This window comes from Enterobacter sp. T2, from assembly GCF_010692925.1.
Lineage (GTDB): Bacteria > Pseudomonadota > Gammaproteobacteria > Enterobacterales > Enterobacteriaceae > Enterobacter > Enterobacter kobei.
Genome location: NZ_CP048736.1, coordinates 3213193 through 3238559 on the forward strand (window position 1 = coordinate 3213193; position 25367 = coordinate 3238559).

At 55.7% G+C, this 25367-nt stretch carries 24 protein-coding genes; 10 read left to right on the forward strand and 14 right to left on the reverse strand.

The genetic code is table 11. The features are described from left to right. Positions 1-21: 21 nt before the first annotated feature. Complete coding sequence (gene mlrA, locus G0034_RS15545) at positions 22-762, forward strand: HTH-type transcriptional regulator MlrA (protein ID WP_014884545.1); 741 nt, start codon at positions 22-24, stop codon at positions 760-762. 69 nt (positions 763-831) lie between these two features. After that, complete coding sequence (locus G0034_RS15550) at positions 832-945, forward strand: protein YohO (protein ID WP_010433613.1); 114 nt, start codon at positions 832-834, stop codon at positions 943-945. Here the strand turns inward: G0034_RS15550 and G0034_RS15555 are convergent. The 5 genes from G0034_RS15555 to bglX form a co-directional block, all read right to left on the reverse strand. Next, entirely contained in the window at positions 920-1657 is a 738-nt protein-coding gene (locus G0034_RS15555; RefSeq protein WP_023330914.1) for an ABC transporter permease, read from the reverse strand. The two genes, G0034_RS15550 and G0034_RS15555, sit on opposite strands and share 26 nt — an antisense overlap. Beyond that, positions 1641-2591 carry an ABC transporter ATP-binding protein gene (locus G0034_RS15560; protein ID WP_045134295.1) on the reverse strand — a complete coding sequence of 317 codons (951 nt, stop codon included), beginning with the start codon at positions 2589-2591 and terminating at the stop codon, positions 1641-1643. The genes G0034_RS15555 and G0034_RS15560 overlap by 17 nt, the downstream gene beginning before the upstream one ends. Continuing rightward, positions 2584-3741: an ABC transporter permease gene (locus G0034_RS15565; protein WP_023338532.1), complete on the reverse strand. Its 1158-nt coding sequence runs from the start codon at positions 3739-3741 to the stop codon at positions 2584-2586. Before G0034_RS15565 ends, G0034_RS15560 begins: the two co-directional genes overlap by 8 nt. A 12-nt stretch (positions 3742-3753) precedes the next feature. Then, positions 3754-4671, reverse strand: coding sequence for a glycine betaine ABC transporter substrate-binding protein OsmF (gene osmF, locus G0034_RS15570; protein ID WP_014884549.1), 918 nt, complete (start codon positions 4669-4671; stop codon positions 3754-3756). Between the two features lie 147 nt (positions 4672-4818). Continuing rightward, the gene (gene bglX, locus G0034_RS15575; protein ID WP_023337541.1) at positions 4819-7116 is read right to left on the reverse strand and encodes a beta-glucosidase BglX; all 2298 of its coding nucleotides are present in this window, start codon (positions 7114-7116) and stop codon (positions 4819-4821) included. Positions 7117-7303: 187 nt separating this feature from the next. Here bglX and dld point away from each other — a divergent pair, with 187 nt between their 5' ends. Next, entirely contained in the window at positions 7304-9052 is a 1749-nt protein-coding gene (dld, locus tag G0034_RS15580) for a D-lactate dehydrogenase (protein ID WP_059373549.1), read from the forward strand. A gap of 112 nt (positions 9053-9164) precedes the next feature. After that, entirely contained in the window at positions 9165-9719 is a 555-nt protein-coding gene (locus G0034_RS15585) for a GNAT family N-acetyltransferase (protein ID WP_014884551.1), read from the forward strand. Between the two features lie 92 nt (positions 9720-9811). Here G0034_RS15585 and pbpG read toward each other — a convergent pair whose 3' ends face one another. Further along, complete coding sequence (gene pbpG / locus G0034_RS15590) at positions 9812-10735, reverse strand: D-alanyl-D-alanine endopeptidase (RefSeq protein WP_014884552.1); 924 nt, start codon at positions 10733-10735, stop codon at positions 9812-9814. Positions 10736-10902: 167 nt separating this feature from the next. Next, positions 10903-11490 (reverse strand): Yip1 family protein, encoded by a 588-nt coding sequence (locus tag G0034_RS15595; protein WP_014884553.1) that lies wholly within the window; start codon positions 11488-11490, stop codon positions 10903-10905. A 157-nt stretch (positions 11491-11647) separates the two neighbouring features. On the opposite strand from G0034_RS15595, the gene G0034_RS15600 reads away from it, so the two are divergent. Then, positions 11648-12220: a DedA family protein gene (locus tag G0034_RS15600; protein ID WP_014884554.1), complete on the forward strand. Its 573-nt coding sequence runs from the start codon at positions 11648-11650 to the stop codon at positions 12218-12220. Between the two features lie 60 nt (positions 12221-12280). On the opposite strand, the gene G0034_RS15605 is transcribed toward G0034_RS15600, so the two are convergent. The 3 genes from G0034_RS15605 to dusC all read right to left on the reverse strand — a co-directional run bounded on the left by G0034_RS15605 (position 12281) and on the right by dusC (position 15598). Continuing rightward, positions 12281-13045 carry an SDR family oxidoreductase gene (locus G0034_RS15605; RefSeq protein WP_072205419.1) on the reverse strand — a complete coding sequence of 255 codons (765 nt, stop codon included), beginning with the start codon at positions 13043-13045 and terminating at the stop codon, positions 12281-12283. Positions 13046-13095: 50 nt separating this feature from the next. Continuing rightward, on the reverse strand, positions 13096-14514 hold the full coding sequence (gene mdtQ, locus G0034_RS15610; protein ID WP_023338537.1) for a multidrug resistance outer membrane protein MdtQ: 1419 nt from the start codon (positions 14512-14514) through the stop codon (positions 13096-13098). A 151-nt stretch (positions 14515-14665) separates the two neighbouring features. Further along, positions 14666-15598 carry a tRNA dihydrouridine(16) synthase DusC gene (dusC, locus tag G0034_RS15615; protein ID WP_023330920.1) on the reverse strand — a complete coding sequence of 311 codons (933 nt, stop codon included), beginning with the start codon at positions 15596-15598 and terminating at the stop codon, positions 14666-14668. 168 nt (positions 15599-15766) lie between these two features. On the opposite strand from dusC, the gene G0034_RS15620 reads away from it, so the two are divergent. The 5 genes from G0034_RS15620 (at position 15767) to G0034_RS15640 (ending at position 20224) form a co-directional block, all read left to right on the forward strand. After that, positions 15767-16162, forward strand: coding sequence for a CidA/LrgA family protein (locus G0034_RS15620; RefSeq protein WP_014884558.1), 396 nt, complete (start codon positions 15767-15769; stop codon positions 16160-16162). Then, positions 16159-16854, forward strand: a complete 696-nt coding sequence (locus tag G0034_RS15625; RefSeq protein ID WP_014884559.1) for a CidB/LrgB family autolysis modulator — start codon at positions 16159-16161, stop codon at positions 16852-16854. Before G0034_RS15620 ends, G0034_RS15625 begins: the two co-directional genes overlap by 4 nt. Positions 16855-16983: 129 nt before the next feature. After that, positions 16984-17868, forward strand: a complete 885-nt coding sequence (cdd, locus tag G0034_RS15630; protein WP_014884560.1) for a cytidine deaminase — start codon at positions 16984-16986, stop codon at positions 17866-17868. Positions 17869-17995: 127 nt separating this feature from the next. Next, positions 17996-18715, forward strand: coding sequence for an outer membrane permeability protein SanA (sanA, locus tag G0034_RS15635; RefSeq protein ID WP_014884561.1), 720 nt, complete (start codon positions 17996-17998; stop codon positions 18713-18715). A 120-nt stretch (positions 18716-18835) separates the two neighbouring features. Continuing rightward, a complete protein-coding gene (locus G0034_RS15640) occupies positions 18836-20224 on the forward strand; it encodes a glutamine synthetase family protein (protein WP_179121335.1) in 1389 nt (462 codons plus the stop codon). 48 nt (positions 20225-20272) lie between these two features. Here the strand turns inward: G0034_RS15640 and mglC are convergent, their stop codons facing one another. The 4 genes from mglC to galS form a co-directional block, all read right to left on the reverse strand. Further along, positions 20273-21283, reverse strand: a complete 1011-nt coding sequence (mglC, locus tag G0034_RS15645) for a galactose/methyl galactoside ABC transporter permease MglC (protein WP_013097952.1) — start codon at positions 21281-21283, stop codon at positions 20273-20275. A 15-nt stretch (positions 21284-21298) separates the two neighbouring features. After that, a complete protein-coding gene (gene mglA, locus G0034_RS15650) occupies positions 21299-22819 on the reverse strand; it encodes a galactose/methyl galactoside ABC transporter ATP-binding protein MglA (RefSeq protein WP_014884563.1) in 1521 nt (506 codons plus the stop codon). 79 nt (positions 22820-22898) lie between these two features. Further along, positions 22899-23897, reverse strand: a complete 999-nt coding sequence (gene mglB / locus G0034_RS15655; protein ID WP_014884564.1) for a galactose/glucose ABC transporter substrate-binding protein MglB — start codon at positions 23895-23897, stop codon at positions 22899-22901. A 295-nt stretch (positions 23898-24192) separates the two neighbouring features. Further along, entirely contained in the window at positions 24193-25215 is a 1023-nt protein-coding gene (galS, locus tag G0034_RS15660) for an HTH-type transcriptional regulator GalS (RefSeq protein WP_014884565.1), read from the reverse strand. Positions 25216-25367 lie beyond the last annotated feature (152 nt).

Genomic DNA, 25367 nt, shown 5'->3' on the forward strand with positions numbered 1-25367 from the left:
CGCGTAAGCCAGGGGGCAAATATGGCGCTTTACACGATAGGTGAAGTGGCACTCCTTTGTGATATCAATCCCGTTACCCTACGGGCGTGGCAGCGACGGTATGGATTGCTTAAACCGCAGAGAACGGACGGCGGACATCGCCTTTTCAACGATGCCGATATCGACCGGATCCGCGAAATCAAAAGCTGGATAGACAACGGCGTGCAGGTCGGTAAAGTGAAGTCCTTGCTGAGCCACGACGACCCGGACACGCAGCACCTCTGGCGCGAACAGCAGGAAACCCTGCTGCGGCTCCTGCAGGCGGGTAATGTGCAGCGCCTGCGCGCATGGATCAAAGAGCAGGGCCGCGATTATCCGGCACAGACGCTCATCGCCCATCTTTTCATTCCGCTCCGCCGACGCCTGCAATGCCAGCAGTCCACCCTGCAGGCGCTGCTCAGCATGCTCGACGGCGTGCTGATTAACTACATTGCCGTCTGCCTCGCCTCGGCGAAGAACAAGGCCGGAAAAGATGCGCTGGTGGTCGGCTGGAACGTGCACGACACCACCCGCCTGTGGCTGGAAGCGTGGATTGCCACCCAACAGGGCTGGCGCGTGGATGTCCTTGCGCACTCGCTGGCGCAGCTTAAGCCTGAGTTTTTCGACGGCCAGACTCTGCTGGTCTGGTGTGGCGAAGTGCCGTCCGCCACGCAGCAACAGCTGCTGACGGAATGGCGTGAGAATGGGTATCCGGTTTATTCCCTTGGCCCGGATGAGCCATAACGGCATTTAATGGTTCATTAACAGCCGCGCTTCACCGTATAATTGTTCCGTTAACAACAGGAGCACATGATGAAGGCAACCAAACTGGCCGTGATTACCCTTTTTGTCCTGATGGCCGTAAGCGGTATCGGCGGCGTAATGCTGGCAGGGTACTCGTTTATTGTTCGTGGCGGTGTCGGCTGAGGTACATCGCCAGCCGCTCGAAAAGGCGATCGACGACGATAGCCGCCAGCGCGACCAGCACCGCCCCCTGCACAATATAAGCCGTGTTAAACCCGCTTAAGCCGATAATGATCGGCGTTCCCAGCGTATTGGCCCCCACCGTAGACGCAATGGTCGCCGTCCCGATGTTAATAATCACCGACGTGCGGATCCCGGCAATGATAACCGGTGCTGCAAGCGGCAGTTCCACCTTGCGCAGCCGCTGCCAGCGACTCATCCCCATCCCTTCTGCCACGCTTAACACCGATGCCGGGACAGCCGCAATACCCGCCAGCGTGCCCTGCAGAATGGGCAACACCCCGTATAAAATCAGCGCGATAAGCGCAGGCTGCTGACCAAATCCCATGACCGGCACCGCAATGGCCAGCACCGCCACCGGCGGAAAGGTCTGTCCAATAGCCGCGATGGTTTCCACCAGTGGACGAAACTCCCGCCCGGCAGGCCGGGTCACCGCGATACCCGCACCTGTGCCCAGCACAATCGCGACAGTGCTGGAGAGCGCCACCAGCCAGAGATGCGCCACGGCGAGATTAATAAAGCTCTCCTGCTGGTACACCGGGCGCGGCAGCCCAGGGAAAAGTGCGCTGAACAGTACCGCGCTGTGAGGCATCAAAAACAGTAAGGCGACAAACAGCGCTACCAGCCAGAGGAGCGGATCACGCAGAGCCTTCACGCGTCACCTCCCCGGCCAGCAGATCGCGAAAATGTAAGCTTCCGCACGGTGCCCCCCGGGCATCCGAAACGGGTAGCACTTCACACTGGCGCGCCACAAACGCGGAGAGAGCATCCCGCAGGGTCATTTGCGCCTGTAGCGGTTCACCGGCGAGCGACGTATCCTGTCGACGCATATAGTCACCGACCGTGCGCAGGGAGAGCAACCTGACGCCCAGCTCGCTGCGGCCAAAAAACTCACGCACAAAGTCGTTCTTCGGGCTGGTCAGCAGCGCGAGCGGCGCGCCCTGCTGCACCACTTCGCCGTGATCCATCAGGACCAGATGGTCAGCCAGACGCAGAGCTTCATCAATATCGTGCGTCACGAGGACAATCGTCCTTCCGAGAATGCGGTGAATACGGGTCATTTCCGTCTGCAGCGCCCCGCGCGTTACCGGATCCAGCGCACCAAAGGGTTCGTCCATCAGCAACACCTGCGGATTGGCCGCCAGCGCGCGCGCCACGCCCACGCGCTGCTGCTGCCCACCGGAAAGCTGGTGCGGATAGCGGTCGCGCAAGGCAGTCTCTAACCCCAGCAGAGACATCAGTTCCTCCACCCGGTCAGCCGTTTTAGCCCGCGACCATTTCTCCAGCTGCAGCACAGTGGCAATGTTTTGCGCCACCGTCCAGTGGGGAAACAGTCCGATGGACTGAATGGCATAGCCCATCCGACGGCGCAACTCCAGCACCGGCAGACTGCGGATCTCTTCCCCGGCAAAGCGGATCAGCCCACTGTCATGCTCGACCAGACGGTTGATCATCTTCAGCGTGGTGGATTTTCCCGACCCTGACGTACCAATCAGCACGGAAAACGCGCCCTCGGCAAAGTTCAGGTTGAGATGGCTCGCCGCCGGGCGACCCGCAAAGGTTTTACTGACATCATGAAATTCAATCATTGGCGCTTCTCCTGAGCAGCGCGAGCCATAAGGCAAACAGCGCGTCGACAACCACCGCCAGCGCAATCGTGGGCACCACGCCCAGCAACACCAAATCGAGAGCACTGCTCAGCAGCCCCTGGAACACCAGCGCACCAAAGCCACCCGCGCCAATCAGCGCGGCGATCACCGCCATGCCCACGGTCTGAACGGCAACTACCCGCAGGCTGCGCAGCAGCAGGGGTAGCGCCAGCGGGAGCTGTATCTTCCAGAAACACTGCCGCGCGCTCATCCCCATGGCATGGGCGCTTTCCAGCACATCCGGCGCGACCTGGCTTAACCCCGCGACCACGCCGCGCACCAGCGGCAACAGTGCATAGAGCACCAGCGCGATAAGCGCCGGGGTTAATCCCGTTCCGGCGATGCCTGCCGCGCCCAGCACCGGAAACGACTTCACCAGCCCAGCCAGCGGGGCTATCAGCAGGCCAAACAGCGCAACGGAAGGAATCGTCTGGATGACGTTGAGCACGGCAAAAATGCTGCCCTGGCGGGAAGGATGGCGGTAACACCACATGCCCAGCGAAATCCCGAGCAGAAGCGCCGGAAGGAGCGTGCCGAAGAGGATCGTCAGGTGTTGCGCCAGGGCATCATCAAATACCTCCTGGCGGTTGGCGTACTCTTTTAACAGCGAGAGATTGTTCAGCTCCCCGCTGAACAGCAGGAACAATGGTATACACCAAATCTGCGCATTCAGTACCCAGCGCCAGACGGCACTGGAGATGAGTCGACGAATCGCATCGCTGCAGGCCAGCAAACAGAGCGCCAGCCACAGCCAGAGGCCGCTGCCTATAGAGGTCCTCGCCAGTGGACTTTCCGCCGACGCCATATGCGTCGCCGCCAGTCCGGCGCTCCAGAACAGGAGAATAAACAGCCCTTCGGAGAGGAGCAGCGTCAGCCACTGCGCCGGGCGTCCCTGCCAGAGCGACAGGATCACCCACGCGCCCAGCGACGCCGCCAGCCACCCCGGCGTAAACGGCCAGACCTGCCAGAGCGCTTTGCCCTCCCCCGACATCAGGCGGTTAGGGGCGACATTCACAAACGGTAACGCGACCGCCGCGATGGCCGTGCAGGCCAACAGCAGCAGTACGCGGTTATGACATTTTATTGGCACAGCCCTTTCCCGTTACTTCACAAGCCCTTGTTGTTTCAGGAAGTCGGCGGCCACTTTTTTGGCATCCAGTCCCTCGACGGCAATGCTGGCATTCAGCTGCTGCAGCGTTTTTTCATCCAGCTTTTCGAAGACCGGCTTGAGCCAGTCGGCAATCTCCGGATGGGCTTTCAGCACCGCCTCACGCACGACCGGGGTCGGGGCGTAAATCGGCTGAACGCCTTTAGGATCGGTCAGGGTCTGCAGGCCGAGCGCCGCCACCGGGCCATCGGTACCATAGGCCATGGCCGCATTAACACCCGAGGTTTGCTGCGCTGCGGCTTTGATGGTCACCGCAGTATCCCCGCCCGCCAGAGAGAGCAGCTGCGCCTGGTCGAGTTTGAAACCGTAGGCTTTTTCGAACGCGGGCAGCGCGTCAGGACGCTCGATAAACTCTGCGGACGCCGCAAGCTTAAAATCACCCTTCTCTTTCAGGTAGCGGCTAAGATCCGTCAGTGAGGTCAGCTTACCTTTCTCCGCCACATCTTTGCGCACAGCGATGGTCCAGGTATTGTTGGCCGGAGCCGGGGTCAGCCAGACCAGTTTGTTCTGTTCCGCGTCGAGTTTTTTGACTTTCTCATACCCGGCTTTGGCGTTTTTCCATGCCGGATCGTTTTCATCTTTAAAGAAGAATGCCCCGTTGCCGGTGTATTCCGGGTAGATATCCAGTTCGCCGGAGGTAATCGCCCCGCGCACCACGGGCGTGGTGCCGAGCTGGACTTTATTGACGGTTTTCAGACCGTGGCTTTCCAGCACCTGCAAAATAATATTCCCGAGCAGCGCGCCTTCGGTATCGATCTTGGAACCCACTTTTACCGGCTCCGCCGCCTGTAACGGCACACTCAGCGCCGCCAGTAATGCCGCCGATCCCAACATCCCCTTAATAATCGTCATTCCGCTATCCTCATTTTTTTGCTGCCTTTTTCAGAGGCTTGAGAGAAAAGCGTAGCTTAAAACGGCAGAATTAACCGTCAAAATGCCTTTTTAGCATAAGGTAAGATGCATCCCCCGCAGGACGGGGGGATGCAAAGGCAGGAAAGGTTACAGCAGTTCGAACTCGCCTTTATTCACGCGAGCGGAGTCCACCCCGATAAAGACGTTAAATTTGCCGGGTTCCGCATCGTATTTCATCTGCTGGTTCCAGAACTTCAGCGCATCCACGTCAATCGGGAAGCTGATGGTTTTGGTTTCACCCGGTTTCAGGTCAACCTTTTCGAAACCACGCAGCTGCTTCACGGGACGACTCATCGACGCAGTGACATCCTGCACGTACATCTGAATCACCGTTGCCCCTTCGCGCTTGCCGGTGTTGGTCACCTCGACGCTGGCGGTCACTTTGCCATCACGCTTCAGGGTCGGGGCCGACATTTTCACCTCGGAGACCTTGAAGGTGGTGTAGCTCAGACCATAACCAAACGGATACAGCGGGCCGTTGGCTTCATCGAAGTAACGTGACGTGTACTTGTTCGGCTTGTCGGCGTTGTACGGGCGACCGGTGTTCAGGTGGCTGTAATAAACCGGGATCTGCCCGACAGAGCGCGGGAAGGACATCGGCAGCTTGCCGGACGGGTTGTAATCGCCAAACAGCACGTCGGCGATAGCGTTACCGCCTTCGGTACCGGCGAACCAGGTTTCCAGAATGGCATCTGCCTGCTGGTCTTCTTTCACCAGCGCCAGCGGACGACCGTTCATCAGCACCAGCACCAGCGGCTTGCCGGTGGCTTTCAGGGCGGCAATCAGATCGCGCTGACTCTGCGGAATAGTGATATCGGTACGGCTGGAAGCTTCATGCGCCATCCCCTGCGCTTCGCCCACGACCGCGACAACAACGTCCGACTGCTTAGCCGCGTTTACCGCTTCGTCGATCATCTCTTTCGGCGTGCGCGGATCGACCTTCACCGCTTCCTCGTACTGGTTGAGGAAGGTGACGATGTCTTTATCATTGGTGACGTTTGCCCCTTTGGCGTACACCACTTTGGCGTTTTCACCGACGGCGCTCTTGATACCGGTCAGCACGGTCACGGACTGATCGGCGACGCCTGCCGCAGACCAGCTGCCCATCACGTCGCGTTTGCTGTCAGCCAGTGGGCCCACCACGGCAATGGTGCCGGACTTTTTCAGCGGCAGCGTGTCGAGGCGGTTCTTCAGCAGCACCAGGCTTTCGCGCGCCACATCACGCGCTTCTTTGCGGTGCAGGCGGCTTTCAGCATTGGTGTCCGCCGGGTCGGAATCCTTTGGCCCCAGGTGGCTGTAAGGATCGTTAAACAACCCCATGTCATATTTCACGTTCAGCACGTGGCGCGTGGCATCGTCCAGCTCCGCCATCGTCACCTTGCCGCTCTTCACCAGCCCCGGCAGGTATTTGCTGTAGTATTCATCGCTCATGCTCATGTTAATGCCAGACTTCAGCGCCACGCGCACGGCGTCTTCCGGGTCGGATGCAGTGCCGTGTTTGATCAGCTCTTTAATCGCGCCGTGGTCAGACACGGTGATGCCCTTAAAGCCCCACTGGTCACGCAGCACGTCTTTCAGCAGCCACGAATCGGAGGTCGCCGGCGTGCCGTTCAGCGAGTTAAGCGCCACCATCACCGCGCCGCTGCCTGCATCCAGCCCTGCCTTGTACGGCGGCATATAGTCGTTGAACAGGCGCTGCGGGCTCATGTCGACAGTGTTGTACTCTTTACCGCCCTCCACTGCGCCATAGGCCGCGAAGTGTTTGACGCTGGTCATCACCGAATAGCGGTCTGCCGGGCTTTTGCCCTGCATCGCTTCCACCATGGTTTTGCCCATCGTGGCGGTTAAATACGTATCTTCACCGAAGCCTTCCGATGCACGGCCCCAGCGCGGATCGCGCGAGACATCGACCATCGGGGCCCAGGTCATGTTCAGGCCGTCATCCGCCGCTTCATAAGCCGACACGCGACCGACGGTTTTCACCGCATCGAGGTTAAAGGAGGAGGCCAGGCCGAGACTGATAGGGAAGACGGTGCGCTGGCCGTGTACCACGTCATAGGCGAAGAAGAGAGGGATCTTCAGGCGGCTAAGCGCCATTACCTGATCCTGCATTTTGCGGATATCCTGGCGGGTGACGGTGTTAAAGATGGCGCCCACCTGGCTTTCTTTGATCATCTCCCGGATGGCCTCTTTCGGGTTATCCGGGCCGACGCTTATCAGACGCAGCTGGCCGATCTTCTCATCAACCGTCATCTTTTTAAGCAGTTCCGTGACAAATGCGTCTCGGGCTTCAGGCGTAAGCGGGTGATTGCCAAACAACTCATCTGCCAGCGCAGGCTGCAGCGCCAGGCTGACGGCGACACCTAAAGAACATATCCATCTCATGTCGTTACTCTCTCATCATTAACCGCCGGAAGAAGGCCACCGGTCCGGGCGAAAAGCGCAGTGTGCCATAAACCCTCTTTTGCTTGCAGGGTTATTCTCTGATTTTTCTCATGAATAGTAGACCGCGAAACTGTTAATCGCGCTATGCTTTACAGCGAGAAATTTGCCCCACCACAAGGAGTGGAAGATGTCTTCTGTTCGAACTGACGATAACAAAACATTCATTAACGAACTGTCGCGCCTGGTTGGCTCCTCTCACCTGCTCACCGACCCGGCTAAAACCGCCCGCTACCGTAAGGGTTTCCGCTCCGGTCAGGGCGAGGCGCTGGCGGTAGTCTTTCCGGGCACGCTGCTGGAACTGTGGCGCGTGCTGAGCGCCTGCGTTGCCGCCGACAAGATTATATTAATGCAGGCGGCCAACACCGGCCTGACCGAAGGTTCTACGCCGAACGGCAACGATTACGATCGTGACATCGTGATTATCAGCACTCTGCGCCTCGACAAGCTGCATCTGCTGGATAAAGGCGAGCAGGTACTCGCCTTCCCAGGTACCACTCTTTACTCGCTGGAAAAAGCGCTTAAGCCGCTGGGACGCGAACCGCATTCGGTGATCGGCTCCTCCTGCATTGGCGCCTCGGTCGTCGGTGGGATCTGCAATAACTCCGGCGGCTCGCTGGTGCAGCGCGGCCCGGCTTACACCGAGATGTCGCTGTTTGCCCGTATCAATGAAGACGGCAAGCTGACGCTGGTGAACCATCTGGGAATCGATCTCGGCGTCACGCCGGAACAGATCCTCAGCAAGCTCGACGACGATCGCGTGAAGGATGAAGACGTTCAGCACGATGGCCGCCACGCGCACGACCATGACTACATTACCCGCGTGCGCGATATTGAAGCCGATACGCCGGCGCGCTATAACGCCGACCCGGACCGTCTGTTTGAGTCCTCCGGCTGTGCGGGCAAGCTTGCCGTTTTCGCGGTGCGTCTCGACACCTTCCCGGCAGAGAAAAAGCAGCAGGTGTTTTATATCGGCACCAACCAGCCTGAAGTGTTAACCGAAATCCGTCGTCATATTCTGGGCGAATTCACCCACCTGCCGGTGGCGGGCGAATATATGCATCGGGACATTTACGACATTGCCGAGCGTTACGGCAAAGATACGTTCCTGATGATCGACAAGCTCGGCACCGACAAAATGCCGTTCTTCTTCACCATGAAAGGCCGCACCGATGCGATGCTGGAGAAAGTGTCGCTGTTCAAACCTCACTTCACCGACCGCTTTATGCAGAAGCTGGGCAACGTTTTCCCGGCGCATTTGCCGGAGCGAATGAAAACCTGGCGTGATAAGTACGAACATCATCTGCTGCTGAAAATGGCCGGGGACGGGATTGCCGAAGCGCAGGCCTGGCTGGCCGACTTCTTCAAAACCGCCGAAGGGGATTTCTTCGCCTGTACCCCTGAAGAGGGCAGCAAAGCCTTCCTGCACCGTTTTGCCGCGGCGGGAGCCGCTATCCGTTACCAGGCAGTACACTCCGACGAGGTGGAAGATATCCTGGCGCTGGATATTGCCCTGCGCCGTAACGACACCGAGTGGTTTGAGCATTTGCCGCCGGAAATCGACAGCAAGCTGGTGCATAAGCTCTATTACGGCCATTTTATGTGCTATGTCTTCCATCAGGATTACATTGTCAAAAAAGGAGTTGATGCCCACGAACTGAAAGAGCAGATGCTCGCCCTTCTTCACGAGCGTGGCGCACAATATCCTGCGGAACACAACGTCGGGCATCTTTATAAAGCTCCTGACGCACTTAAGCAGTTTTATCGCGAGAATGACCCTACAAACAGCATGAACCCCGGCATTGGTAAAACAACGCGGAAGAAATACTGGAAAGAGAGCCCAGACGCGGAGCAGCACTTAACGCAAGCGTCTGATTAATTCCTACAGCCAAATTTGAGAGATTGTTTAGCGCTTGTTAATCGTAATAGAGTAACGGTCTGTCGCCGGAGAAACGTTTCTCCGGCATGCGATCACGAGGAGCAGGCACATCATGTCGGCTGTTGACGTTTTATCCGAAACCGAACTGGAAGTGCGCGACGCCCTTCCCGATGATGTGCATGCCATCACCGCAATTTATGCCTGGCATGTGCTTCACGGACGCGCGTCATTTGAAGAAGTCCCCCCGACTATCGACGAAATGCGCCAGCGTATGAAAAGCGTGGCTGAGAACGGTTTACCGTGGCTCATCGCGCTGTATCGCGGCATCGTGGTGGGTTACTGCTACGCCAGTCCTTACCGACCGCGACACGCCTACCGCTATACCCTGGAAGAGTCGATTTACGTGGACGCCAGCACCACCGGCCGCGGTTTTGGCACGGCATTAATGGATGCGCTTATCGCACGCTGCGAACAAGGCCCGTGGCGGCAGATGATTGCCGTAGTGGGAGATGGCAATAACAACGCCGGTTCGTTGCGGCTGCATAAAAAGCATGGCTTCGAGATTGTCGGTCAGCTGCGCAGCGTGGGATACAAGAAAGGCGACTGGCGGGATACGGTGATTATGCAGCGCCCGCTCAACGACGGGGACTGGACGCTGCCGGAATAAAAGCAAAACGGTAACCTGGGTTACCGTTTTTAGTGTGTTCTCCTCTCCCTGTGGGAGAGGGTTGGGGTGAGGGCATCAGCGCGCAGAGGTACTTAATCGTTCTGCGCCGTCGCCATCTGCTCCGCTTTCTGCTTTTTATACGTCAAAGCTGCGGCCGGTACAGGCTGCACTTTCCCGGTCTCAATCCAGGTCCGCAGGCGGCTCGCATCCGCAAAGTGAGTATATTTCCCGAAGGCATCCATCACCACCAGCGCCACCGGCTTACCGTTAAACACGGTGCGCATCACCAGACAGTGTCCTGCCGCGTTGGTGAATCCGGTTTTCGTTAGCTGAATGTTCCAGTTATCCCGGTAAACCAGATGGTTAGTGTTGCGGAACGGCAGCGTATAGGCCGGGTTGGCAAAGGTCGCCATCTCTTCACGGGTCGTGCTGAGCTGGCCAATCAGCGGATACTGCTTGCTGGCAATCAGCAGTTTCGTCAGATCGCGGGCCGTCGAGACGTTGTTAATCGACAGACCCGTCGGTTCAACATAGTGCGTATTGTTCATCCCCAGCGCTTTGGCTTTAGCGTTCATCGCGCGAATAAACGCGTCGTAACCGCCAGGATAGTGGTGTGCCAGGCTCGCGGCCGCACGGTTTTCGGATGACATCAGCGCCAGCAGCAGCATGTTTTTACGGCTGATTTCGCTGTTCAGGCGCACGCGAGAGTAGATCCCTTTCATCTCTGGCGTGTGGCTGATATCCACTTTCAGTTTTTCGTCCAGCGGCAGATGGGCATCAAGCACCACCATCGCGGTCATTAATTTGGTTATTGAAGCGATCGGGCGCACCAGGTCCGGATGGCTGGCGTAAATCACCTTATTGGTGTTGAGGTCGACAATCATCGCGCTGCCGGATGCAATTTGCGGCTGGGCAGCAGCAGTGGTCACCGCGGGCGTTTTAGCGACGGCTGGCACAGCAGCGGACGCCCCCAGCAACAGCGCCAGGCTAAGTAAAGAGACTCGGAATTTCAGCATGGTGAGACTTCTGATAATTATTCACGCACGTAATGACGTACACCGCCTGCGTCGACGGATAAACGCAGGCTGGCTTCGGCATCATAGCCGTCACAGTGCTTTGTCGCCAGCGGATAATCGTGAACAGATGCTGCATTGCTGGCATTTACGCCAGCAATGCAGTGAGCTTAGAAGAGACGGTATCCATAACCCCAAAGAATAACCGTCAGTGCCAGTAACGCCTCCAGCACCAGCACACCGATAGCCAGTGTGGAGCTGGAGAAGCTCAGCCCCTCTTCTTTGTTGATATTCAGGAAGGTTGGAACCCCCAGATACAGCAGATAACCTGTGTAACAGAGAGCAATCGTACCGATCAGTGCGCACAACCAGACCAGTGGATACAGTGCAACAATACCGCTTAAGAACAGCGGGGTCGCGACGTATCCAGCGAAGACCATACAGCGCGCCAGCGATGGACGTTGCGGATAGTTACGTGCCATCCAGTGAATGACACGCCCCATGACCGCCACGCCCGCCAGCATCAGGCCATAAAAGAGAATGGCAAGATAAAGCCCGGTAAACCAGGAAAGCTGAACCACGGTGCCGTCACCGAAATTCCAGCCGATTTGTGTTGTGCCAATAAACGCGCATATTACCGGCACCGCGGCCATCAGCAGCACATGGTGGGTGTAATGATGCGAGACCGTTTCGTTCTCACTTTTGATGACATGCATTTCACGATCGGGATGGGAGAAAAGTCCCCAGACATGGTTCATAGCGCCCCCTTGTTGTCGGCCCGTCAGCGATACCTTAAGTATAATGCAGGCTTTAGATTATTTTATGTACAGTGGGAAATTTCCGTTGATTTCTCCGCTGTTGATTCATGGGGTATATGATTAAACGAGGTACGCTGAGGGAGATAACATTTACGTAATGGATATTAACGCACTCATTGAACAATATGGCTATGCCGCGCTGGTCATTGGTAGCGTGGCAGAAGGTGAAACCATCACGCTGTTAGGCGGCGTCGCCGCGCATCAGGGCTTACTGAAATTTCCGCTGGTCGTCGCTGCGGTCGCGCTGGGCGGCATGATTGGCGATCAGCTACTCTACTTTCTGGGTCTGCGCTTTGGTCCGACGCTTCTCAAGCGTTTCGCTAAACACAAAAAGAAAATTAACCGCGCGCAGCGCCTGATCCAGCGCCACCCTTACCTGTTCGTTATAGGCACCCGTTTTATGTACGGCTTCAGGATAATCGGGCCGATACTGATTGGCGCCAGCCGTCTGCCCCCGAAAATTTTCCTGCCGCTGAATATTCTTGGCGCCGTTGCCTGGGCGCTGATCTTTACGACGCTCGGTTACGTGGGAGGCGAGGTGATAGGTCCGTGGCTGCATAATCTCGACCAGCATCTGAAGCACTGGGCATGGTTGCTTGTCGTGGTTGTGGCGGTGATTGGCGTCAGGCTGTGGCTGAAACATCGGGAAAAGGCGCGGGATGAGGCGTAGCCGGATGCGGCCTGATGCCCTGCCCCTCACCCTCTCCCACAGGGAGAGGGTAAAAAGTAGCTATCCCTCCGGCTTAAACTGCGGATTCGCCAGCATAAAACCCCCGTCAACGATAAACGATTGCCCGGTGGTATAGCTGGCGTCGCTGTCGCACAGCCACGCCACCAGGCTGGCGATTTCTCTCGTATGCCCGGGGCGCGCCAGTGGGATTTCCGGCATTGAGCCTTCTTTCACTTCGCAGTCGTCCATATCGTTCATGGGTGTGGCAATGGCACCCGGCGCAACGGCGTTCACCAGAATGTTGTGCTTAACCAGTTCTATCGCCATGGATTTGGTCAGGCCGCCGAGCGCATGTTTCGCAGCGGTGTAGGCGCTGGCCTCCGGCAGCGGCGTGTGCTCATGCACCGAGGTAATGTTGACAATTCGCCCTCCTTCCCCCTGCTTCACCATCTGCCGTGCCGCAATCTGCGAACAGAGAAACGCACCGTCCACGTCGACGGTGAAGATGTTCCTCCAGTCGTCAAACGGCATCTCCAGGAAGGGCGCTTTGGTCATCGCCCCGGCATTGTTAACCAGCACGTCCAGCCGACCGAAACGCGCAATCAGCACGTCAATGGCTTCAGCACCTTCCGGGAGCGTACTTAAATCGAGATGGACAGCCTCTGCTCGCTGCCCCTTCGCTTCCACTTCACGGCAGGTTTCCAGCGCACCTTTTTCATCAGAATGCCAGGTAATGCCAATATCAAACCCGCGCTCTGCCAGCATCAGGGCCGTGGTTTTACCAATCCCGGAATCCGATGCGGTAACAATCGCTACTCTGGTCATACTCACCTCCTGAAAAACAGCAAAGAGATAAGTATAGATAACGCATCTTTTTAGCCGTGATGATAGCCGCCCCCCAGCGCCGACGTCAGTTGCAGCGTGGCGTCGATATACTGTCCTTTCAGCATGACCGTCTCAAGGTGTTCTTTAAGCGCCGGGATTCTGGCTTCGCTGACCCGCGACCCCGCAAGGATACCTGCCCTAAAACGAGCCTGCGCCAGCGCCACTACTCGTGCCGCGTCTTTTTCGACCTGCTGCTGGTGACGGTTTTTTGCCGTCAGGGTTTCGACTTCGCTGGCCGTACGCGCCACCTGATTCACCGCCTCCACCACCGCTTTGTTGTAGTTCGCGACAGAGAGGTTATTCTGCGCCTGGGCACTATCCAGATTGGCGTTCAGCCTGCCGCTGTCGAAAATCGGCAGGGTCAAACCGGCGGTCACGCCCATCTGCTGAGCGGAAGAGCGGAACAGATCGCTGAGGTGCAGGGCATCCTGCTGTAAGAAGGCCATCAGATTCACGTCAGGATAGAACGCGGCTCTGGCGGCCTCCACCTCGCTCAGGGAGGCTTCGATATACCAGTGCGCCTCCTGAAGATCCGGGCGGCGCGCCAGCAGTTCATATCCCAGCGTTGAAGGGAGCGAGGCTTCTGTCGCAGGCAACGCATGGCGCGTAAGCGCTATGGCCGATGTACCAGTCAACGCAGTCAGTCGCGCCTCAATGGCCTTCATTTTGCCCTTCACGTCCGCTAACTGTTCATCCGTTTTGCTGGCATAAATATCGGTTTCGACGCCCTCCACCGAGGAGGTAATACCGTGCTGATACAGTTCACGGTCGGCATCGATAATATTTTTCTGCTCCTGCTTAATTTGGGAAAGGACATCCCCGGCAGCGGCCTGGGTCTGCCACGCCCAGTAAAGGCGCGCAACGCTGCTGGCAAGCAGCTGGCGAGTCTGCTCCAGCTCCGCTTTTTGCGCATTCACTTTACCGATACGCGCGGCAATCCGGGCGCGATTTTTCCCCCAGAGATCCAGATCCCACCCCGCCGTCAGGCCAAAAGTGCCATTGGTGTACCATGGGCCGGTCGTTCCCGCTGCCGGATCGGTCAGCGCGAACGGGCCCATCAGGCCTTCTGCCGACATTTTCTGACGTTCAACATCCGCAGAAAAATCCAGTTGTGGGCCATCGGCAGCAATAGCGGCCTTCGCCTGTGCTTCCGCGAGCGTAATACGTTGCCGGGCAATTTGCATATCCGGGGCATCCGCTATCGCTTTCGCAATAAGCGCATTTAGCTGCGGGTCGTTATACTCTTTCCACCATTCGTTTTTCGGCCAGTCCGCATGGTTAAGTCGGGTATTTACAGATGCAGCTGTCGCCTGCGTTTTTATTGGCGCTACCGTGGAATGTTCCGGTGCGCACGCAGCCAGCATAAAAACAAGGGGAGCACTCAGAGATAAAATAGGAAAACGTTTCATTACGCCATGCACTCAAAAAATAAAGGCGCAACTTACGCTTGATGACTTTCCGTTTTTTAGTAACGCGTGGCAATCCGCAAATTGTTATACATTTACATAATTAGCAAAATATTCACCTAGTGAATTATTTAAATTTAAATATTACCGCTAGTTATTTTGACTGAATGACCCGCGCAATTTCAGCCGACGTCTGGAGCGTGCGGATCGCCTGAAATAACCCCAGCGCTTCGCTGTATTCTTTACGTAAATAGCTCAGCCACTGCTTGATGCGCGCGACGTGATACAAGCCGGTATCACCCTGCTTTTCCAGACGGCTGTATTTTTGCAGCAGCGTCACCACGTCAGCCCATGGCATACGCGGTTCGTTATATTTCACGACGCGACTGAGGTTGGGCACGTTCAGCGCACCGCGGCCAATCATCACCGCATTGCAGCCCGTCTCTTTCAGGCATGCCTGCGCGCTTTCATAATCCCAGATTTCGCCGTTGGCGATCACCGGGATAGTGAGCCGTTTGCGGATCTCGCCAATCGCCTGCCAGTTAATCCGCTCAGCTTTATAACCATCTTCCTTGGTGCGGCCATGCACCACCAGCTCGGTGGCCCCAGCCTGCTGCACCGCATCGGCAATTTCAAACTGCTTATCTCCGCTGTCCCAGCCCAGACGAACTTTCACGGTGACCGGCAGATGCGAGGGTACCGCCTCGCGCATGGCTTTTGCGCCGCGATAAATCAGCTCAGGATCCTTGAGTAGCGTTGCCCCGCCGCCGCTGCCGTTGACCAGCTTTGACGGACAGCCACAGTTGAGATCGACGCCATACGAACCCAGCGCCACGGCCCTGGCGGCGTTTTCCGCCAGCCATTCAGGATACTGGCCTAACAGCTGGATCCGCACCAGCGTACCGGAAGGCGTCCGGCTCTGGCGGTGCAGTTCAGGACAGAGACGGTAGAAAGACTTTTCTGGCAGCAACATATCGACCACGCGCAAAAACTCCGTCACGCAGAGATCGTAATCGTTCACCTCGGTAAGCAGCTCGCGCACAAGAGAATCGAGCACGCCTTCCATCGGGGCCAGTAAAACACGCATTCTGAGTACCTGTGAAAAAAGACGCGCTATAGTAGCTGCTCTGTATGTATGTGGAAAGCCCGGCGTTCCATTCCGGAATGTCTGGTATGCTCAAAATTCATGATGTGATCCGTGGCACATTTTCAGGTTTAATTGTATGATGAATGCGTTTCATCAAGGACTATCACCATGAGCAAATCATTGAACATTATCTGGCAATATCTGCGCGCATTCGTCCTGATTTACGCCTGCCTGTATGCCGGGATTTTTATCGCGTCGCTGCTGCCTATCACCATTCCTGGCAGCATTATCGGCATGCTGATCCTCTTTGTTTTACTGGCGCTGCAAATTCTGCCCGCAAAGTGGGTTAACCCCGGCTGTTTCGTCCTCATCCGCTATATGGCGCTGCTTTTCGTGCCCATCGGCGTCGGGGTCATGCAGTATTTTGATTTGCTCAAAGCCCAGTTCGGCCCGATTGTGGTCTCCTGCGCGGTTAGCACGCTGGTGGTTTTCCTTGTTGTGAGCTGGAGTTCACATCTGGTACATGGCGAACGTAACGTCATCGGGGAGAAAACAAAAAAATGATGGCTAATATCTGGTGGTCTCTGCCGTTAACCCTGCTGGTCTTCTTCGCCGCGCGTAAACTTGCCGCACGCTTCAAAATGCCGCTGCTCAACCCCCTGCTGGTGGCGATGGTGGTAATTATTCCTTTCCTGCTGCTCACCGGCATCCCTTACGAACGTTACTTTGCCGGCAGCAAAATTTTAAACGACCTGTTGCAACCCGCCGTTGTGGCCCTCGCCTTTCCTTTATATGAGCAGCTGCACCAGATCCGCGCCCGCTGGAAATCCATCATTACTATCTGTTTTGTGGGCAGCCTGGTGGCGATGATCACCGGCACGTCGGTGGCGCTATTGATGGGCGCTTCGCCACAAATTGCGGCCTCTATTCTGCCTAAATCGGTGACCACACCTATCGCAATGGCGGTAGGCGGCAGCCTCGGCGGGATCCCGGCCATCAGCGCGATGTGCGTCATTTTCGTCGGTATTCTCGGCGCGGTGTTTGGTCACACCCTCCTGAACGCGATGCGGATCCATACTAAAGCGGCGCGGGGATTGTCGATGGGTACCGCCTCGCACGCCCTGGGTACCGCCCGCTGCGCGGAGCTGGACTATCAGGAAGGGGCTTTTAGCTCCCTGGCGCTGGTGATATGCGGGATTATCACCTCCCTGCTCGCCCCGTTCATTTTCCCGTTGATACTGGCGGTGATGGGCTAAAATTTGCGATGCGTCGCGCAAATTTCATTTTGATTTCATAAGTTGCATACATAATGAGAAGTGGATCACATATAAAGCCCCAGCGGCTCCGTAAACTACCGATCCATTAACCTTTATGAGGCAAACGCCATGCACCCACGTTTTCAAGCTGCCTTCGCTCAGCTTGCAGAGAATTTGCAATCAGCCCTTGCTCCCGTCCTGGCAGATGCACATTTCCCCGCCCTGCTGACGGCAGAGCAGGTCACCATGCTGAAACAAGCAGCGGGACTGGACGAAGACGCGCTGGCTTTCGCACTGCTGCCCCTGGCTGCCGCCTGCGCGCGTGCCGATCTCTCCCACTTCAACGTCGGCGCTATTGCGCGCGGCGTCAGCGGAACCTGGTACTTCGGTGGAAACATGGAGTTCCTGGGCGCAACCATGCAGCAAACCGTTCATGCGGAGCAGAGCGCTATCAGTCACGCCTGGTTGCGCGGTGAAAAGGCCTTGAGCGCCATCACCGTGAACTACACGCCGTGCGGCCACTGCCGTCAGTTTATGAACGAGCTGAACAGCGGGCTGCAACTGCGCATCAACCTGCCGGGACGTGCGCCACATACGCTGGGCGATTACCTGCCGGATGCCTTCGGCCCGAAAGATCTGGACATTAAAACGCTGCTGATGGACGAGCAGGATCATGGTTTCGCCCTGTCCGGCGATGACCTGAGCGAAGCGGCCATTCGTGCGGCTAACAAGAGCCACACTCCGTACAGTAACGCCCCAAGCGGCGTGGCGCTGCAGTGCCGCGATGGCCGTATCTTCACCGGCAGCTATGCGGAAAACGCCGCGTTTAACCCAACGCTGCCGCCGCTGCAGGGTGCGCTCAACCTGCTGAGCCTGAACGGCTACGACTACCCCGACATTCAGCGCGCAATTCTGGCCGAAAAGGCCGATGCGCCACTGATTCAGTGGGATGCCACCGCTGCGACGCTCAAGGCGTTAGGCTGCACGACGATCGACCGCGTACTGCTGGCATAAATCCTTCCGGCGGACTGAAATGTCCGCCACATTGCTGAAAAACCCCTCAGTTGAGTCGCTGTTTCTTGCGCTAACCAGACGGGTAAAGTAGCCTGAGTGAACTTTCATCCACGAACGAGCCATCTCCATGTTAAAGCGCGTTTTTTACAGCCTGTCTGTCCTGGTCGGCATACTGCTGTTGATCGTGCTGGGTCTCGACCGCTGGATGAGCTGGAAAACCGCCCCTTACATCTTTGATGACCTGCAGGACCTGCCCTATCGCCAGGTGGGCGTGGTACTCGGCACCGCCAAGTATTACCGCACCGGGGTGATCAACCAGTATTATCGTTACCGAATTCAGGGCGCGCTGAACGCTTACAACAGCGGCAAGGTGAACTATCTGCTGTTAAGCGGTGATAACGCGCTGCAAAGCTATAACGAACCGGTGACGATGCGTAAGGACCTGATTGCCGCAGGCGTGGATCCTGCCGACATCGTGCTCGACTACGCAGGCTTCCGCACCCTCGACTCCATCGTGCGCACCCGCAAAGTGTTCGACACCAACGACTTCATCATCATCACCCAGCGTTTCCACTGCGAGCGCGCGCTGTTTATTGCGCTGCATATGGGTATTCAGGCGCAGTGCTACGCGGTGCCGTCGCCTAAAGATATGCTGAGCGTGCGCGTGCGCGAATTTGGCGCGCGCTTTGGCGCGCTGGCGGACCTCTACATTTTCAAACGTGAACCGCGCTTTTTAGGCCCGCTGGTGCCGATTCCGGCGATGCATGAAGTACCGGAAGACGCGCAGGGTTACCCGGCTGTGACGCCGGAGCAACTGCTTGATATGCAGAAGAAAGAGAAAAAATAGCCCGCCTTTATACTTTCTTTACGCCGGGCCTGCTGCTTTTTATCCCCCATTTACGCCGCCCCATTTAAGCTGAGTTCACTGCCGCTACGGCTTCATTGAAGAACGACTATGAACTCGATAATGATTGCGTTTTTCCTCAAAAGTATCCGTCCGTATTTTAGCTTTCCCGGTTTATCACTCCCCGGCGCACTCAACTCAGGTCTGTGGCTTGATGAAAAAATTGATGCCCTGCAGCACAACATTTCCGTGGAAGTGGCGGATTATCTGGAGCGTTACCCGCAGACGAAACATGTTGACGTTTACCTCAACGATATCAACGGCATTATGCGCGGCAAGCGTCTCTCGGTAGAGAGCATGTTGAATCTGGAAAAAGGCTGCTACTTTCCCCTCTCTGTCTACGCGATGGATCAGAAAGGGAAAATAGCCGCCCTGCTGGATGATGAGCCGGATCGACTCTGCATCCCTGTCGCCGGTTCCCTGCGCCCCTCTGCACAAGATCCGCAGCACAACGCGCAGATCCTGTTGACGATGAAAGACAGCGATGGCGCCCCCTGCCCGCTTGAGCCGCGCGTGATACTGCAGAACGTACTGGCCCGCTTCCACCAGCACGGGCTGTTCCCGGTGATTGCCCCGGAAATTGAGTTCTACCTGACGGGGCAGGATACCCATGAGCCGCAGAATCAGGGCTGCTTTCATATGGATACTTCGGCAGAACATACGGCGCTGTTTGACGAACTGGAACAGCTGGCACACCTTCAGCGCATCCCGCTGACAGGGATCGTCGCGGAAGCCGAGTCCGGGCAGTTCGAGTTAAACCTGAAGCATAGCCACCGCGTCGTTGAGGTCTGCGATAACGTACTGGCCCTGCGCCGCCTGACCCGCTACGTTGCCGAAGAGCACGGCCTGCAGGCCAATTTTATGGCCAAGCCTTTCAGCCAGCAGTCCGGCAGCGGTTTGCATTTTCATTTCAGCCTGAACAATAGTCGGGGCGAAAACGTCTTCGCTTCACCAGTGAATGCGCTTAACAGCATGATGCGTTTATGTATCGCAGGTCAGCTGGCGCTAATGCCCGCCTCCATTGCCATTCTGGCGCCGGGTGTGAATGCGTTTCGCCGCCTGCGTAAAAACCTGACGGAACCCGTCTTTAACTCCTGGGGCTATAACACCCGCTCCGCCGCATTGCGTATTCCCTGCTCGGATGACAGCAACCGTCGTATTGAGTACCGACTGGCCGGAGCTGATGCCAATCCGTATCTGGTCGCCGCAACTATCCTCACCGGCATGCTGTACGGGCTGGAAAATATCGAGGAGGACGATTTACCTGAACCTCAGCATGATGAACCCGCACTGCCGCTGTTTCAGCAGGAGGCGATTGAGACATTTTCCCGCTGTCAGTATCCCACCGACAGCCTGGGAGACGCCTTTTCTGAACAGTGGGTAGCCTGCAAGCTTTCAGAGCTCGACTGGTTTGAAAGCATTGTAACCCGTGAAGAGTCACGTCTTGCGTAGGACAAAAAAAGCCCGCTCGGTGAGCGGGCCAGGTAAAGCGAGTGACGATTATTTCTTACGTGCGTACTTCAGTGAATCCAGCGCAACGGCGAAGATAATAATCGCGCCTTTAATGATGTACTGCCAGTACGGGTTCACGCCGATGTAGGTCAGGCCGTAGTTGATCACGGTGAAGATGATCACACCGGTGACCACACCGAGTACGGTACCCACGCCGCCGCTGAAGGAGACGCCGCCGACCACACAGGCTGCAATCGCATCCAGTTCGTACATAAAGCCGAGGTTGTTGGTTGCAGAACCGATACGACCGGCTTCCAGCATCCCACCGAAGGCGTAGAACACCCCGGACAGGGCATAGATCATCAGCAGGTTCAGGGCCACGTTGACGCCGGAGACTTTCGCCGCTTCCGGGTTACCGCCGATAGCAAAGATGTTTTTACCAAAGCGCGTTTTGTTCCACAGGATCCAGACAAACGCCACCGCGATCAGCGCATAGAAGGTGATATACGACAGGCGGAAACTGCCCAGCGCGATAAACCCTTGCGTGAAGGTTGAGAAGCCGCTGTCAAAGCCCGAGATAGGAGACGCGCCCACGAAGTCGTAGTAGAGGGAGTTGATACCGTAAACGATGATCATCGTACCCAGCGTGGTGATAAATGGCGTCACGTTCAGGTAAGCGATGATGATACCGTTGATCAGACCAATCACCGCGCCAATAGCGCAGACAATCAGGATCACCACGAAAATCGGCATGGTCGCCATTTCCGGGAAGACCTTGTTGGCGTTTTCCATCGACTGCAGCAGGGTTGCCGCAATAACCGCCGCCAGGCCGACCTGACGACCGGCAGAAAGGTCAGTACCCTGGGTGACGATAAGGCCCGCCACGCCCAGCGCAATGATAATACGCACGGAAGACTGGGTCAGAATGTTACTCAGGTTCAGCAGACTTAAGAACGTAGGGTCCTGGAAAATGATAATGGCCAGCAGGACTAAAAGAACAACGTAAATTCCGCCTTCTTTCAGGTAAGTGAGAAAACTTTTTTTATTTAACGCACTCATGAGGAGCCCCTGATCTTAAAGGTGCAAAGACGCAAGACGCAAAATTTCGTTTTGCGTTGTCGTTTTGGTGTCAACAATACCGGCAACGAGACCATTGCTCATAACCAGAATACGGTCTGTGATCCCTAACAGTTCCGGCATTTCGGAAGAAATAATAATGATCCCTTTATTCTTTTTCGCCAGCTCGGCAATCAGCTGATAAATTTCAAACTTCGCGCCGACGTCAATGCCACGGGTAGGTTCATCCAGCATCAGAATTTCTGGCTGGGTTAATAACCAACGTCCGATAATGACTTTTTGCTGGTTACCCCCCGAAAGCGAACCAATTTGCGTGCGGTGGCCAGGCGTCTTCACGCGCATGGAGTCAATCACCCACTGGGTATCGCTCTTCATGCGGGAGTTATCCAGCAGTCCGACTTTATTTTTGTAATTACGAATATTAGAAATTAACGAGTTAAAGTTAATATCCAGATAAGCATAAATACCCGTCGAACGACGTTCTTCCGTTACCAGCGCAAAACCGTTATTAATGGCTTCGTTGGCATTGTGGTTGTTAATTTTCTTTCCGTGCAGCGTAATGGTGCCCTGGGCCTTCTCACGGATACCAAACAAGGTTTCCACAATGTCGGTACGCTTTGCCCCCACCAGACCGGCAATCCCCAGGATTTCGCCTTTGTGCAGGTCGAAGGAGACATCGCGGATGGACGGCTGACGCAGCGAGGTGAGATTGCGCACTTCAAGAATCACTTCACCCGGCTTGTTCTCTTTGTCCGGGAAGCGCTGGTTAAGGGAGCGGCCAACCATCATGGCGATGATCTTGTCCATATCCAGCCCTTCCAGCGGCTGCGTGGCAATCCACTGGCCGTCGCGCAGGATGGTAATCTCATCGCACAGCTGGAAGATCTCTTCCATTTTGTGAGAGATGTAGACAATGCCGCAGCCGCGTTCTTTCAGCTTACGAATAATGGTAAAAAGGTGATTAACCTCTTTTTCCGTTAATGACGATGTCGGTTCGTCCATGATGACGATTTTCGCATCATAGGAGAACGCTTTGGCAATTTCGATCATCTGCATTTGTGAGACGGATAAGGTTCCCACGCGAGCGCGCGGATCGATATCAATATCCAGCTCATCAAAAATCGCTTTGGTGTCACGATACATTTTGTCCTGATCGACAAAGACACCTTTGGTTGGATAACGCCCCAACCACATGTTATCCATAACGGAACGTTGCAGTACCAGGTTTAATTCCTGGTGAACCATCGAGATACCGTTTTCCAGTGCTTCTTTCGCTGAATGGAAATCGATCTCTTTCCCCTGAAAAAGAATGCTGCCAGAATCTTTTTGATAGATCCCAAAAAGACATTTTAATAATGTTGATTTACCCGCACCGTTCTCCCCCATTAATGCATGAATAGAGTGAGGACGGACTTTTAAATTAACATTATCGAGTGCCTTAACACCGGGAAATGACTTGTTAATACCGTTCATTTCCAACAAGTATTCACCGGTTGACTGAGTAGTTGTGCTGACCATAATTATACCTTGTTGGCCTCGCATATCGCGTTATAAAAGGGCGCAACGAATTGCGCCCAGTGGAGACAGGTTAACTCACTTATTTACCGATAAACTCAGCCAGGTTGGACTGGTCTACGCCCACGTAAGGTACGCGAACGATTTTGTTGTCAATTTTCCAGCTGGTGCCATCTGCCGCGCCTTTACCGTCAGCGAGGTTTTTCGCCAGATCGAAGGTGGCTTTCGCCTGGTTATTGGCATCGTTCAGAACGGTACCGGCCATCGCGCCAGATTTAACCAGCGCCAGCGCTTCTGGCAGGGCATCCACACCGAATACCGGAATGGACGATTTATTGTGGGCTTTCAGCGCTTCTACCGCACCCATTGCCATCGCATCGTTGTTGGCGATAACCACTTCGATTTTGTTCGCGTTAGGGCCGGACAGCCAGGCATCCATCTTATCTTTCGCCTGGGCGGTATCCCACATCGCGGTATCTAATGCCAGCTGCTGGGTTTTCAGGCCCTTATCATTCAGCTCTTTGATAACGTAAGTCGTACGCGCTTCAGCATCCGGGTGACCAGGTTCGCCTTTCAGCAGAACGAACTGGATCTGACCGTCTTTGTTCAGGTCCCAGTTCGGGTTCGCTGCCCAGTGTTTCGCGATCAGATCGCCCTGAATAATGCCGGACTCTTTGGAGTCAGTACCGACGTAATACGCTTTGTCATAGCTATCCAGCGCTTTACGGGAAGGTTCTTTGTTGAAGAAGACGATTGGCACATTCTGGCCGCGCGCTTTTTCAATTACCGTGCCTGCTGCAGCCGGGTCAACCAGGTTGATCGCCAGGGCTTTCACGCCTTTCGCCAGAAGAACGTCGATCTGGTCGTTCTGTTTGGACTGGTCATTCTGGGAGTCATTCATCAGCAGCTGTACGTCTGGCGCTGCTTTCGCATCTTTCTCGATAGCTTTACGTACAACAGACATGAAGTTGTCGTCGTATTTATAAATCGTCACACCAATACGGGTATCCGCAGCGTGCGCTGCTGCACCAAAAAGCATGCTTGCCATTACAGCAGACAGGGTCAACACCTTCTTATTCATGGTATCTCCGGTTTTTTTTATGCAGGGTAGTTCTGGTGAATAACGAGCGGCAGGCAGATGTTAATAAAACGTTACTGACAGCCGACGTTCACTTATAAAATTTCTCTCTTCCGTGGTCGGTAACGCTCCAGAAATGCGTTTTATTCGTTGTTTGCGGCACATTGGCTACTGTTAAAGTGAATAATCACCGTTACATAGCGTTTCAGCTGCTAAAACGCTGACATCATAGTCAGCGCCTTGTTAAGATACTGTGAATTTACTCACAGATTGAAAACGGTTACATCACCTCATGTAATCAGTTAGTGATCGGAGCCACAATTTGCCGCGACGCGACGGAATGCCGACGCACCAGGGTTGGCATGAAGCAATGCGTCGCCCCAGGATCCAGCAGCCCTGCGGCTCCCTGTAACGCCAGTTCAGTAGCCAGTTTTGCCATAGAAGCAATGGGATAGCGCACCGTGGTCAGCTGCGGGTCGGTGTAACGGGCGATCGGAATGTCGTCAAAGCCAATCAACGACAAATGCTGCGGCACCGCAATGCCGTTATCTTTCAGTGCCGTCAGCGCGCCCGCTGCCATGCTGTCGTTATACGCAAACACCGCAGAAAGCTGCAGATTGCGGCCCAGCAACTCCACCATTGCCGCCTCACCGCCCTGCATGTCAGGCGTACCGGTGCCGATCCAGCTCTCTGATGCGGTAATGCCGTGTTCTTTCAGGGCGTTTTGCCAGCCCTCACGCCGGTACGCGTCATCTTCAATTTGATGGCTGGAGGCAAGATAACCGATCCGCTGATGGCCGTTATTGATAAGCATTTTGGTGGCCATCATGGCGCCGCTGACGTTATCCAGCCCAACACAGCGGTGGGCATAGCCCGGCACAATTCGGTTAATCAGCACCATGCCCGGAATCTGTTCCATAAACCCGGCAAGCTCTTCATCACTTAAGGCTTTGGAGTGAACAATCAGGGCGTTACAGCGCTGGCGAATCAGTACTTCGATGGCATGACGCTCTTTCTCCGCCTCATGATAGCTGTTGCCAATCAGCACATATTTTTGATGCTGCTGGGCAACCACATCGACCGCTTTCACCAGCGCACCGAAAAAGGCGTCTGAGACATCCATCACCACCACGCCGATGGTATCGCTGACCTGCGTGGCAAGCGCCTGCGCGTTGGCATTTGGCCGGTATCCGAGCTGGGTCACGGCTTTCATTACGGTTTCACGGGTTTCAGGGCTCACCAGCGCACTGTTGTTCAGCACGCGGGAGACGGTAGCCACAGAAACGCCCGCCAGACGGGCGACATCACGAATGGTGATCATATTCACCATCCTTCAAAGGATTGCAGCAACTCACAGACACCCCCTGTGTTTAGCAAGGTGGCTATTTTGGCAGCGAGAGAAAAGGGACTACGTGAAGAAGCTCACAGTCATGAAAACGCTTACATCCGTTTTGTTAATGATTGTGATCCAGA

Coding starts and splice junctions, on each gene's coding strand:
- mlrA (WP_014884545.1), top strand. CDS start 22: ATGGCGCTTTACACGATAGGTGAAGTGGCACTCCTTTGTGATATCAAT.
- G0034_RS15550 (WP_010433613.1), top strand. CDS start 832: ATGAAGGCAACCAAACTGGCCGTGATTACCCTTTTTGTCCTGATGGCC.
- G0034_RS15560 (WP_045134295.1), bottom strand. CDS start 2,591: ATGATTGAATTTCATGATGTCAGTAAAACCTTTGCGGGTCGCCCGGCG.
- osmF (WP_014884549.1), bottom strand. CDS start 4,671: ATGACGATTATTAAGGGGATGTTGGGATCGGCGGCATTACTGGCGGCG.
- bglX (WP_023337541.1), bottom strand. CDS start 7,116: ATGAGATGGATATGTTCTTTAGGTGTCGCCGTCAGCCTGGCGCTGCAG.
- dld (WP_059373549.1), top strand. CDS start 7,304: ATGTCTTCTGTTCGAACTGACGATAACAAAACATTCATTAACGAACTG.
- G0034_RS15585 (WP_014884551.1), top strand. CDS start 9,165: ATGTCGGCTGTTGACGTTTTATCCGAAACCGAACTGGAAGTGCGCGAC.
- pbpG (WP_014884552.1), bottom strand. CDS start 10,735: ATGCTGAAATTCCGAGTCTCTTTACTTAGCCTGGCGCTGTTGCTGGGG.
- G0034_RS15595 (WP_014884553.1), bottom strand. CDS start 11,490: ATGAACCATGTCTGGGGACTTTTCTCCCATCCCGATCGTGAAATGCAT.
- G0034_RS15600 (WP_014884554.1), top strand. CDS start 11,648: ATGGATATTAACGCACTCATTGAACAATATGGCTATGCCGCGCTGGTC.
- G0034_RS15605 (WP_072205419.1), bottom strand. CDS start 13,045: ATGACCAGAGTAGCGATTGTTACCGCATCGGATTCCGGGATTGGTAAA.
- mdtQ (WP_023338537.1), bottom strand. CDS start 14,514: ATGAAACGTTTTCCTATTTTATCTCTGAGTGCTCCCCTTGTTTTTATG.
- dusC (WP_023330920.1), bottom strand. CDS start 15,598: ATGCGTGTTTTACTGGCCCCGATGGAAGGCGTGCTCGATTCTCTTGTG.
- G0034_RS15620 (WP_014884558.1), top strand. CDS start 15,767: ATGAGCAAATCATTGAACATTATCTGGCAATATCTGCGCGCATTCGTC.
- G0034_RS15625 (WP_014884559.1), top strand. CDS start 16,159: ATGATGGCTAATATCTGGTGGTCTCTGCCGTTAACCCTGCTGGTCTTC.
- cdd (WP_014884560.1), top strand. CDS start 16,984: ATGCACCCACGTTTTCAAGCTGCCTTCGCTCAGCTTGCAGAGAATTTG.
- sanA (WP_014884561.1), top strand. CDS start 17,996: ATGTTAAAGCGCGTTTTTTACAGCCTGTCTGTCCTGGTCGGCATACTG.
- G0034_RS15640 (WP_179121335.1), top strand. CDS start 18,836: ATGATTGCGTTTTTCCTCAAAAGTATCCGTCCGTATTTTAGCTTTCCC.
- mglC (WP_013097952.1), bottom strand. CDS start 21,283: ATGAGTGCGTTAAATAAAAAAAGTTTTCTCACTTACCTGAAAGAAGGC.
- mglA (WP_014884563.1), bottom strand. CDS start 22,819: ATGGTCAGCACAACTACTCAGTCAACCGGTGAATACTTGTTGGAAATG.
- mglB (WP_014884564.1), bottom strand. CDS start 23,897: ATGAATAAGAAGGTGTTGACCCTGTCTGCTGTAATGGCAAGCATGCTT.
- galS (WP_014884565.1), bottom strand. CDS start 25,215: ATGATCACCATTCGTGATGTCGCCCGTCTGGCGGGCGTTTCTGTGGCT.